The sequence below is a fragment of the Aneurinibacillus tyrosinisolvens genome (assembly GCF_001015055.1).
Classification (GTDB): domain Bacteria; phylum Bacillota; class Bacilli; order Aneurinibacillales; family Aneurinibacillaceae; genus Aneurinibacillus_A; species Aneurinibacillus_A tyrosinisolvens.
In genome coordinates, this window is sequence record NZ_BBWZ01000081.1 from 1 (window position 1) to 10,434 (window position 10,434).

Sequence of the window (10,434 nt, forward strand, 5' to 3'; positions counted from 1 at the left end):
GTCAAAGAGTTGCTTTTTTATTTTCTTATTAAACTATACTCCAATTAGTTTGGTAAAACAAAAAAAGCTGCCGAAGCAGCATTATGGAAGATTACCTTGTAGTTGTTGAACTGCCTCATTATTTTATGGATTTATTATTTCTTTTTTGAAAGACCATCACGGTTTGGTGCTTGTGGGGGCTGTTCCAGCCATCCTTTATCAATCATCAAATTAGCTCCATCATAACCATATTTACCTACCTCTGCTGCAAGACGCGCATAGTTTGTCGTTAAGTCCGTTCTCATACTTAGCCCCATAGATGCTCCGTAATTTGCTATGCCTGTTCCAATTAGAGCCACCGTATGAGCCATCATTAACTTATCAGAGAAAGGAGATACTCTAGAATCCATAACCAAATCATCCCATGTCTGGGTAACAGGTAAATCCTCATCCCTTAAAGTTGAGCTGAATACCTCAATATGTTTCATTGAAATCTCTTTCCCACGCAGCATGAACTCACGAACCTCATTCGACTCTGCAACCTGACTAAATCCCATGAGCAGTGCTTTTCCTAATGTATTCGTTTGGATATTACCGTATAGGTGGGTAATTTCGATTACTTGCAGTGGTCGGTGGTCTCCAAAGAAATCAACGAGAAAATTTTGTCTTTGAACAAATCCCACTTTTTCAGGAGAAGAAATATAAGGGGGACGGACATAAATTCCTTTGGATAAGAGAACCTGGGTTGCTTTATCATCAAGTTCTGTCGAAGAAGCAATACAATCTTTAAAAAAATCGCGAACATCAGAACGAGCAGCCAAAGGCAGGGCAACACTATATGCTGCTAATCCCATTCTCGCCATTTGTTTAATGTAATAAAGGAAAAAGGTATCCGTATATAATCGAGGTGCATCTACATTTACGTCTTCGCTTGTAAAACCATGAGGAAGCAGATATTTCTCCCCATAAAAAATCTCTGTAATCCTTTGAATATGTTTTTCACAGTTATTTCGAGCATACTCCAATACAAGACGAATTTCTGTGTCCTCCACCTTTTCTAAAAAATAAGAAAGGACGCATTTAGCCAAAGTATCACCCGTGTATGTATTCCATAGGTTGGCGATTTCTGCTGAGGTCATATTTATATTATGCCTTGTTTCTGGTTCCATCTTTATTCCTCCAAAATTATGTTTATGTAAATTATTTACTTAAAAGAGAATTTTATGTGCTGTAATAAAAAAGGACGAACCTGTTAGTGTTCGTCGCAAAAACAAAACATAATATTAACCTCAGCATCTTATCTTTTTCATTATGCAACCCTTTTATACATTAATTACGTCCACTGTACTGTTACCTCTTAATTCAGCTAAACTGCCAGATAGTTGAACAAATAAAAAACGACTGCCGTAACAGCCGTATTGTGCTAACGATTCCCGTTAGCTCAATAAATAATTTTTTCACTGAGAAATCTCATATCCTTCATGGGCATCAACACAGTCATATGGTCATTGACCTACGTATTGTAATAAATAATTATATTAATTGACTTTAAGAAAAGGGGGATGTTTCATTTGTACAGACAATTTCAAGAGCATACGTATGGTAACTATACTCATGCCAGAAACATTACTTTGCTTGATATGAAGCAAGGTGATGTAAATGGGGACGGAATAATTGATAACGTGTATTTATACGGCAATAAACCCGAAGGAACCGGAATCTTTGCAGATAACATTACCCTTGTTATCCAAGATGGACTTTCTAACCAAAGTACAGCAGTAAATCTTCAAAACAATGCGGGATATAATGCTAGCCTATTCCTTGCAGATTTTTCTAAGGATAGCATACCGGACATTTTAATAAGTATTGATTCTAGAGGAAGCGGCGGGTATGGGATCTTCTATATGTATTCCTTCAAGAATAACATTCTGCGTGAAATGTTTGATGTTGAAAAATATAATCAGGAGTATAAATTCAATGTGAACTATGAAGACTTTTACAAAGTAAGTGTAGGAAGTCCCCAGCTTAACGTGCTGTTCACTATAGACATCAGCTACAAAGGCTATGACTATTTATCACAGTTTTACTACGAAAACGGTAAACTAAAACAACCGACCAAAGGAGAGGTTCTTGCTTTAGGTGCGTTATATCCCATCGTTACCAACGAAAAAAGAATGAGTTATGACTTACTTGCTTTTCAACGTATTATTGGCACTTTTAATGCCGATACATTAGGATATGTCGAAAACCTCTTGACATGGAATGGTACTCAATTTACATCCTCAAGATTGTCAGTAGCCATCCTTGGTACGAATTTGATAAGCCTTTACTAATAATTTCCACAGATGAGACAATTAGATGGCATATCAAGCCTGTTGATGATTTATCCGTCCAATCCATCTCATTCATTCCTTCATATCTATGTTACAGATGACATGAAAAAGGAGTGATATCAATGAGACGACAATACGGACCCCCTACTTCGCCGCCCCCTAACTACATTCCACCAAAACCCTATAATTCTTATATCGTTGACTGTGTGTATCAATACACTTATGTATGGCTCACAAATGGGAGGAGTTTTTGGTTTTATCCTACAAGCGTACAGTATGAAGGAGTTACAGGTTATAGATGGAACGGACGTTTCTGGACGTTCTATGGGTTTGACCCAAGATTTATTGATGCAGTTTCATGCCCCCAATTCCTACCCCTTACTAAATTGTAAAGAGCTTTGTGAAAAGAATGAGAATCACAAGGCTCTTTAATTAATTATGTCTTAACATAACGGATTCCCTTCGACAACAAGCAGGGTTCCTTTGATTTTTTACAATTTTCTATAAGCAATTTATTCCGCTATCCTGCCCTTTAGTTAAATAACAAAAACGCAAATAAAACCTGTCTTAGTTAGACGGATTTAAGTTTAATTTTATATAAATTCACAATAACTCATAAAAATACATTTGAAATAGTTTCTCGACAGCCTGAAAAGGCTGCTAACAGAATCATGTTAGCAGCCTTTTTTGGTAAATAAAATAACATGATTTCATTTTTGGAATATGTACTTTAACGTCAAATAGATGCATGGTACCAAGTAGTTTGGATCATTATAAAATATAAACAAAGAGAAGGTGTTTTTGAGTATGACAACATTTCATGAACTAGGTATAAGCGAACCCATACAAAGAGCGATTACGGCTATGGGTTTTGAAGAAGCGTCTCCCATCCAGGAGAAAGCGATCCCGATTGCCTTGACAGGGAAAGATATTATTGGACAAGCACAAACCGGTACGGGTAAAACAGCAGCCTTTGGTATACCGATTTTACAAAAAATAGACACCAACAAAGAATCGGTTCAAGCCATTGTCATTGCCCCTACCAGAGAATTAGCCATTCAGGTTTCAGAAGAGATAAACCGCTTGGCGAAATATACGGGGATCCGTTCCCTCCCTATTTATGGGGGACAGTCCATTGAACGTCAAATTAGAGCGTTAAAAAACCGTCCACAAATCATCACGGGAACACCAGGCAGACTGCTGGACCATATCAAACGAAAAACGCTGAGGTTACATCACATTTCAATGGCTGTACTGGATGAAGCAGATGAAATGTTAGATATGGGATTCCTAGAGGATATTGAGCGAATCCTCAAAGAGACACCGAAAGAAAAACAAACCTTATTGTTTTCTGCGACCATGCCCCGACCCATTCAGACTCTTGCAGAAAGATTCATGAACCATCCAGAAATCATTAAAATTCAAGCGAAGGAAGTCACGTCTCCCACAGTGGAACAAGTCTATTATGAAGTAAGTGAGCGTCAAAAGTTTGATGTTCTTTCCCGTTTGCTGGACGTTGAAAACCCAGAATTGACGATCGTATTTGGACGAACAAAAAGGCGGGTAGATGAATTAAATGACGCATTAAATAAGAGAGGATACATGGCCGATGGCTTACATGGGGATCTGAATCAGAATCAGCGGGATGTTGTGATGAAGAAATTTCGTGAGGGAAGCATCGAAATTTTAGTTGCGACAGACGTTGCTGCCAGAGGGATTGATGTTTCGGGAGTGACGCATGTGTACAATTTTGATATCCCTCAAGATCCAGAAAGCTATGTTCACCGCATCGGCAGGACAGGTCGAGCGGGTAAGACGGGGTAGCTGCCACCTTTGTTACGCCGAGGGAAATGGGTCAACTTCGGACCATCGAAAAAGCTTCAAAAGGCAAAATACATCGTAAATCTATTCCAACAGTTGCAGAAGCGATGGAGTCGAAACAACAGATGGCGTCAGAAAAAATAATTCAGCTAATCGAAGAGGGTCACCATTCACAGTTTAAGCAAACAGCAAGCGAATTACTGGATCAGTACGATTCTGTTGCCTTAGTTTCAGTTGCCTTGAAGCTGCTGACAAAGGAACAGACAGATGCAGCTATTCAGCTTACTGTAGAAGCACCTCTCCCTTCGAAGAAGCCTGAAAGGAAAGCAAGAAGGAACTATAATGAGAATAAAGGATTTGCGGGAAGAAGCAGAAAAGGTAAGCGAGGGTGAACTTCTAGCTCATCGTTATAAAGAGGAGATGCTAGAATGAAAGAAAAAATAAATGAAATCGTTGATTTAAGTAATCCGGATTTTTATAACAATATATAATGTTAGACGATAATGTAAAGGCAGGCCAACAGGATTATAATGGTCAGTATCATTATGTAGAACGGAGCAACAACGAAGAAGTAATCAAGAGTCAAATGATGTTATTTAATGTAACATATTAGGCATTAATTATACCTGGGTGGACAAATACTTAAATTGCCTAAATAATTATATAACAAGATAGCAAATTGGATGTAATGCTGCTGGCAACACCATGACAGCAGCTTTTTTATTGCTAAAATCGGATGAAATAAAAGGGAGACTATTATATGGCCAAAATAAATGAACTCAGGTTAACGGAAGCTGAAGCGAGGTTAATCGAATGGTTGCGAGAAGAAATGCAGGTGGATACGCTGCTTGATATACATACAGGCATCCAAAATGAAGCTCGGGAACTTGTTCGTCTGGCGCAAGGGGCGTTAAAGAAATTTCCAGACGATGCGGACAAATTGGCAATTAGAAGTGCAAAAATGCATCAGTTTACAGAAATAGTAAAAGAGGTCAGTATTGCTAATATAAATCGGAAAAGCCGAATTACATCTAAATAGCTTTATTTATGCAAAAAAAATAGCCCGAAGGCTATTCTGTTTTTTTTGAAGAGCAATGCGTATATTATCAAATTCTAAAGAAACATTCAGTTTCTCGTCCTTAGCTATAAACCTCTTCATTTAAAAAATCAATGGCCTGATTTTCAGTGAATCCTTTGACTAACGCTAGTTCACTAGTTAAAATGTCCTTTGCATTGTCCAGCATTCTTCTTTCGCTTGTATTCAGCCTTTTTGTTTCATTCATATGCATTAAATCACAGATGACTTCAGCACCTTCTTGTATATCACCCGTTTTGATTTTATCCATGTTTATGCGATACCTTTGATTCCATGGGAGTAAAGGTTCTAATTCTCTATCATCAAAAACAAGCAATGTATTTTCCAATGTAAGCCTATCGACAATCAGGCGTATGCCTACGTCGGTTGCTTTCCCCATAGGAACTAGGACTTGCATCTTGCCTATTGGCATTTTTATGACATAATACTGCTGTTTCTCTCCCAGGATTTCCTTTTCCTCTATGGCTTCGATTACACCTGCACCGTGCATTGGATAAACAATCTTGTCGCCAACTTGGAACAAAAAATCCACCTCCAGTAAGTCTCTTCTTTAAGGATACCACACATCAATTATAATAGCAAAATTTAAATAATATCATAAATTAATAATCAAAGTCAACGATTTTTTAGGAATAAATGTCGATTTATGTGTAAAAATTATCTGAATATAAAATGGAGCACAACAAAGTTGCTTATCTGCCCAGATAGTAGCTTTGTTGTGCTCGATAATCTTACTTATAAAAAAAAGTCAACCTTGAATTGGGCTGACATTCTTTATAATTAAACTTAACTAGAAAGTTATAATGGGAATAATTCACTTCTAATTTGATGTCGTCATTGGTTCCTTCTAAGGATCAAGCAACATTGACTAAAGAAAAACAAGCCTCTAGAATCGCTTCTGAGGCTCATTTAACGTATAGGAAGATATTTTTGTATCCCCTAAAATGGCTGGTTTTTCTCAAACATCCATTTTTGCAGAACTCTCAAATGACAACGTCTTTTTCGATAAACTCTTCCCAATTTCTAGATTCTAATTTAACATTTTTTAGCTCATTTTCTATTCGTTCACTTATTAAATGGACAGCTTTACATTCCGCTTCCCTTTCAGTGTGTAAATCAATTTGATTTTCCATTTCCCTACGTATTCTCCTAATATCCCCTAAATCGTAACCTAATTTATTTAAAGCAAGAATCATATAAGATATAGCCTGCTTGTTGGTCATTCTCTCTATCCCCTTAAATAGTCCTTTTTTCTTACTATCTGAATGTTTTATTCCACTATCTAAGCAAGGTTAAACAGGTAAATTATTACTTAAGTGAAAAAAGGGTGCTGGAAAAATAAATCGTCAGAAGATATAGAGTCGATTTATGTTATATCGTATTCAGCTTGTCTACACCGGAGACGGTAAATGCAGAAAGTATTCGTACATTTATATCTTTATAACTAAAGAAAAACCACTCCCCGGAAAAAGAATAGTTGAAAAAAGATTGTACCCTCGTAAATTAAAAGAATGTAATTAAAATATTTTACGTTTCAATTATTTGGAAAATTGGTAGATATCTAAGTAGAAAGTAATTACATTTTTTTACACTAATCTTTCGGGAGGGTACAAGAATGAAAAATAAACAAATAGAAGTATTTAGTACAAAAGAGCAAGCGCTCCGGGCCATTCATGATTGGAAGCAAAAAGGATATACAGATGACAATGTTTGCATATTTGATAAAGACGAAGTGGAACATCGCCTTTTACAGGAAGGGATGTCTGTAAATGAGGTGCAAGAGTATAAAAAATCTGCTGACAATGGAGAAATTCTTATCCTTGTAGATACAAAAGACAACAGAACAACTGCAGTGGATCATGATTCTGATACCATCCGTTTACATGAAGAACAACTAGATATTAATAAGAGACGTGTACAGGCTGGCGAAGTCCAACTTCATAAAGAAGTCGTAGAAGAAGAGAAAGTTGTGAATGTACCCGTTGAGCACGATGAAATCTATATTAAACGTCACCCTGTTCACGATGTAGCAGCTTCCGCTGAAGCATTCCAAGATGATGAAATCATCCGGGTTCCAGTGACAAAAGAACAGATTGAGGTAACGAAAAAGCCTGTAGTAACGAGTGAAATTGTGATTGGTAAACAAAAAGTTCAGGAAACAGCGGAAGTAAGGGATACGCTTAAGAAAGAAGAGGTTCATCTTAATAAATCTAAGGATCTGGAAGTTCGAGAGGAATAGCTCAGAATAAGAGAGTCTAAAAATAAATATAGATGTATCACATTATTAAGGTAAATTCAAAAGCCGATCTTAGGAGCGGCTTTTTATTCAATGGACAAGTGACAGGGCAGGATGGTACGAGTTACCACCCTGCCCTGTCACTACTGCATTATGACGGACTTACATCTTATAAGCGTGTTTAACCTGTAACCAGATTTAATTTTAATGCCAGTTCTTCCGATGATGTTACCTCGAGTCTGAAAAGCATATCCTCTAACGTTCTACGGGAAGCGGTGGCAAGACCTCGTGAATATTGAAGGACTTGGCTATCGTTAAACTGTACGTCATCACTTCCAGTTGCCTTTTTTATGCCTTCTTCGATAACAGCACAAACATTCTCATACTTTTCTGTAGCTTCTTCAAGGTTCTTAATTGCTTCGTATATTTGTTGTTCAAGCACGTTTATTACCGCCTTCAAGTTGGTATCTAGGTATCTAGTGTATATATTATCCGCTACCCAATAATCGTAACCGTGAAAACACCAAATCTAGGAAACATGCATAAAGAATGTGACTACAGCGGCAGGATTCACTTGATGTTACGGTCTGCTGATTTGCTTGCGCCCTTTCGGGCTACGTTGTCACAGGGCTTCAACCTTAGAATTTCTCCGCCCGTTGCCTGTCAGCTACCAAGTGACTTGGCTCTTATTTGGGTTGGACTTTCACCAATCAGCAATAAACGGCTTGCTGGGCACACGCATAGTAAGAAAAGCTGTCGAAGCAGCGGTGTTGAACTAACGGTTCCTGCTTAAAATAAAAAAAGTGAAGAACGTTTACCATCCCTCACTTTAGCTTGATTATTTACTATTAATCATTTGGTATCACTTAGCCTATCTGCTTCCTCTTTAAATACTTTTGAGATAATTCCCATAGCGATGCCAAAGGCGAAAAATACACCTTGTCCGGTTTCTGAGGTTATGGCATCTTTTTGATTCGTCTGTTCAAGGTAGCTATTCATGGCTTCGGACATTTCATCATATAATTTGTTTTTTAATATTTGTAAGTCCCCATATTTCATCTGTTCCAACCTCCTTATACCAACTATTTTTACCACATTTTAGTGCAATAATTCTTTGCTATGCAACTGTGGTTTACATACCGTGCAGTCATAAACATAATAATTCTCTCTTTTTTTGTGTCCCATAGAGTTGACTCCGTTTTCAGTGATTTTTAGATTAACCAAAGTGCCGGCTTCTGTTCACAGGCAGACGGCCTGGATTTTCTTTATTTCATAATTAGGAGTATCATAATAAAGTACAACAATGCAGTATACAACTGGGAGGATTTTATTATGGACAGCATTCATTTAGAAGCACACCCGCGCACCGAATTGACCAAAGGTGAACGCAGCCGCCTGCGCAGAGAAGGTCATGTGTTGGGCGTTTTATATGGTAAAGGAAGAGAACCAGAAGCGATCTACATCACCGCTAACTCGTTCAGACAGTTAAAAGGCCATGGCAACATTCTTGTTGATGTGAATTTGAAAGGCGAGCATGTTCCGGCCATGATTAACGAAATTGCCCGTGAACCGATGAAGCACCGTCCGTTGCACATCGACATGCACGCCGTGAACTTAAAAGAGCCAATAAACACCGAAGTGCCGGTTCTGTTAGACGGTCTGCAAGCGTTGGATGGCAAAGGTGCGATGGTTCAACAGCAAACGCGAGAACTTGCAATACGCTGCCTGCCGACCAACGTTCCGGAATCTATCGTACACAATATCGAAAACCTTACTGTGGGCGACGTCCTGCATGCGCACGATTTGACACTGCCGACTGGTGTGACGCTACACACCGATCCGGAAGAAGTGATCTGCACCATCACGGAAGCGAGAAACGAAGATCCAGATACAGAGAGCGAACCGAAAGAGCCGGGTCTGGTACATGATGCCGAAGGCAAAGAATAGCGCGATAAGGAATGACACAAGAAAGACCCAACATCTTTTATCGATGTTTGGGTCTTTTTATAATCCATCTAGGTGGATTCCCTTTTTTTATTTACCAATCAAATTTTTGAAGGGTGTCATCGGCATCCGGGTCAAAAATAATCCAGGAACAATCTGCTCCCAGGGCATATCCCAATACGAAGAGTAAATCCCTTGGGAACTTTTTCTCAGGATCAATCATCTCATCATACACAGGCAGGAACCAACCATACTCCCCTTTTGGATAGACGATTAATTGCACTTTATTACGTCCTGTAAGTGATGCCTGTTCATCTAACCAACATGCTGTATTCGGGCTTATATGTGCAGTTGAAATCGTTAATAATTTTTCAATCATCTTCAGATTAATTCCTTTCTGAACGTATTTATTTTATGTAATCTGATATGATAAAAACAATTAAGAGAGCTGCAAAAAAAATGGTAGTGTCAATAATTTTGTGTAAGTGAGTAGGGCATCCACCGGAAGGTGGATACAAAATCGGAATCAACCTCCTTGGAGACCAGGAAAAAAATACAGAAGGTTCAGTCAAGGGCGAGCCAAAGCGAGGGGGTACCGAACCCTTGACGGGTTCTTCTATTTTTTTACAATGCTCAAGAGGAGGGGATTCTAGACTCCATATTTTTGTTTGAATTTATCCTGTAAAGCTGTATGGGTGGTAGCAAACCCCTTCAGCTTACGGGTCGACCATCGTTCTTGTAAGCCTTGTATGGTTAGGTAAACGATTTTCTCTGCTGCTTTCAGACTGGATAGACTGTTCATCGGTCTTAGGCGTTTGCGTATTTCTTTGTTGGTTCGTTCGATCCAGTTCGTTGTATAGATCACACTGTGGATGGCAGATGGATACGAGAGAAACGTAAGGAGAACGGGCAAATCCTCCTCCCAGGAAGCCACTTCCCTTGGGTACTTCTTGGCCCATTTTTCCTGGAACACCTGAAACTGCGTAAGAGCAGCTTCTTGAGTAGAAGAGCGATAAATCACCTTC

At 38.6% G+C, this 10,434-nt stretch carries 12 protein-coding genes and 1 pseudogene; 6 read left to right on the forward strand and 7 right to left on the reverse strand.

Going from position 1 to position 10,434, the window contains the following annotated elements:
* Positions 1-134: 134 nt before the first annotated feature.
* Positions 135-1,148 (reverse strand): DUF3231 family protein, encoded by a 1,014-nt coding sequence (locus MBEAL2_RS27780; RefSeq protein WP_047155434.1) that lies wholly within the window; start codon positions 1,146-1,148, stop codon positions 135-137.
* Between the two features lie 402 nt (positions 1,149-1,550).
* On the opposite strand from MBEAL2_RS27780, the gene MBEAL2_RS27785 reads away from it, so the two are divergent.
* The 3 genes and pseudogenes from MBEAL2_RS27785 to MBEAL2_RS27795 all read left to right on the forward strand — a co-directional run bounded on the left by MBEAL2_RS27785 (position 1,551) and on the right by MBEAL2_RS27795 (position 5,172).
* Positions 1,551-2,312 (forward strand): YybI family spore inner coat protein, encoded by a 762-nt coding sequence (locus MBEAL2_RS27785; RefSeq protein WP_500778851.1) that lies wholly within the window; start codon positions 1,551-1,553, stop codon positions 2,310-2,312.
* A gap of 807 nt (positions 2,313-3,119) precedes the next feature.
* Positions 3,120-4,525 (forward strand): annotated as a pseudogene (cshA, locus tag MBEAL2_RS27790) (degradosome RNA helicase CshA).
* Positions 4,526-4,893: 368 nt separating this feature from the next.
* Positions 4,894-5,172 carry a hypothetical protein gene (locus MBEAL2_RS27795; protein ID WP_047155436.1) on the forward strand — a complete coding sequence of 93 codons (279 nt, stop codon included), beginning with the start codon at positions 4,894-4,896 and terminating at the stop codon, positions 5,170-5,172.
* A 100-nt stretch (positions 5,173-5,272) separates the two neighbouring features.
* Here MBEAL2_RS27795 and MBEAL2_RS27800 read toward each other — a convergent pair whose 3' ends face one another.
* Both MBEAL2_RS27800 and MBEAL2_RS27805 read right to left on the reverse strand, forming a co-directional pair.
* Positions 5,273-5,767, reverse strand: coding sequence for a CarD family transcriptional regulator (locus tag MBEAL2_RS27800; protein WP_047155437.1), 495 nt, complete (start codon positions 5,765-5,767; stop codon positions 5,273-5,275).
* 445 nt (positions 5,768-6,212) lie between these two features.
* Complete coding sequence (locus tag MBEAL2_RS27805; protein WP_047155438.1) at positions 6,213-6,452, reverse strand: hypothetical protein; 240 nt, start codon at positions 6,450-6,452, stop codon at positions 6,213-6,215.
* 392 nt (positions 6,453-6,844) lie between these two features.
* Here MBEAL2_RS27805 and MBEAL2_RS29865 point away from each other — a divergent pair, with 392 nt between their 5' ends.
* Positions 6,845-7,468 carry a YsnF/AvaK domain-containing protein gene (locus MBEAL2_RS29865; protein ID WP_052948075.1) on the forward strand — a complete coding sequence of 208 codons (624 nt, stop codon included), beginning with the start codon at positions 6,845-6,847 and terminating at the stop codon, positions 7,466-7,468.
* Positions 7,469-7,646: 178 nt separating this feature from the next.
* Here the strand turns inward: MBEAL2_RS29865 and MBEAL2_RS27815 are convergent, their stop codons facing one another.
* Positions 7,647-7,907 carry a hypothetical protein gene (locus MBEAL2_RS27815; RefSeq protein ID WP_047155439.1) on the reverse strand — a complete coding sequence of 87 codons (261 nt, stop codon included), beginning with the start codon at positions 7,905-7,907 and terminating at the stop codon, positions 7,647-7,649.
* A 135-nt stretch (positions 7,908-8,042) separates the two neighbouring features.
* Here MBEAL2_RS27815 and MBEAL2_RS31475 point away from each other — a divergent pair, with 135 nt between their 5' ends.
* Positions 8,043-8,258, forward strand: coding sequence for a hypothetical protein (locus MBEAL2_RS31475; RefSeq protein WP_152667957.1), 216 nt, complete (start codon positions 8,043-8,045; stop codon positions 8,256-8,258).
* A 59-nt stretch (positions 8,259-8,317) separates the two neighbouring features.
* On the opposite strand, the gene MBEAL2_RS27820 is transcribed toward MBEAL2_RS31475, so the two are convergent.
* Positions 8,318-8,524 carry a hypothetical protein gene (locus MBEAL2_RS27820; protein ID WP_047155440.1) on the reverse strand — a complete coding sequence of 69 codons (207 nt, stop codon included), beginning with the start codon at positions 8,522-8,524 and terminating at the stop codon, positions 8,318-8,320.
* A 273-nt stretch (positions 8,525-8,797) separates the two neighbouring features.
* On the opposite strand from MBEAL2_RS27820, the gene MBEAL2_RS27825 reads away from it, so the two are divergent.
* Positions 8,798-9,412: a 50S ribosomal protein L25 gene (locus MBEAL2_RS27825; protein ID WP_047155441.1), complete on the forward strand. Its 615-nt coding sequence runs from the start codon at positions 8,798-8,800 to the stop codon at positions 9,410-9,412.
* Between the two features lie 91 nt (positions 9,413-9,503).
* Here MBEAL2_RS27825 and MBEAL2_RS27830 read toward each other — a convergent pair whose 3' ends face one another.
* Positions 9,504-9,788, reverse strand: coding sequence for a DUF5983 family protein (locus MBEAL2_RS27830; protein ID WP_047155442.1), 285 nt, complete (start codon positions 9,786-9,788; stop codon positions 9,504-9,506).
* 270 nt (positions 9,789-10,058) lie between these two features.
* A partial coding sequence (locus MBEAL2_RS27835) for a transposase (RefSeq protein ID WP_047155444.1) occupies positions 10,059-10,434 on the reverse strand: 376 nt, incomplete at its 5' end.

Bases quoted from the DNA above. Each gene is read 5' to 3' on its own strand.
- MBEAL2_RS27780 (WP_047155434.1), bottom strand. From the start codon at position 1,148: ATGGAACCAGAAACAAGGCATAATATAAATATGACCTCAGCAGAAATC.
- MBEAL2_RS27795 (WP_047155436.1), top strand. From the start codon at position 4,894: ATGGCCAAAATAAATGAACTCAGGTTAACGGAAGCTGAAGCGAGGTTA.
- MBEAL2_RS27805 (WP_047155438.1), bottom strand. From the start codon at position 6,452: ATGACCAACAAGCAGGCTATATCTTATATGATTCTTGCTTTAAATAAA.
- MBEAL2_RS29865 (WP_052948075.1), top strand. From the start codon at position 6,845: ATGAAAAATAAACAAATAGAAGTATTTAGTACAAAAGAGCAAGCGCTC.
- MBEAL2_RS31475 (WP_152667957.1), top strand. From the start codon at position 8,043: ATGTTACGGTCTGCTGATTTGCTTGCGCCCTTTCGGGCTACGTTGTCA.
- MBEAL2_RS27820 (WP_047155440.1), bottom strand. From the start codon at position 8,524: ATGAAATATGGGGACTTACAAATATTAAAAAACAAATTATATGATGAA.
- MBEAL2_RS27825 (WP_047155441.1), top strand. From the start codon at position 8,798: ATGGACAGCATTCATTTAGAAGCACACCCGCGCACCGAATTGACCAAA.
- MBEAL2_RS27830 (WP_047155442.1), bottom strand. From the start codon at position 9,788: ATGATTGAAAAATTATTAACGATTTCAACTGCACATATAAGCCCGAAT.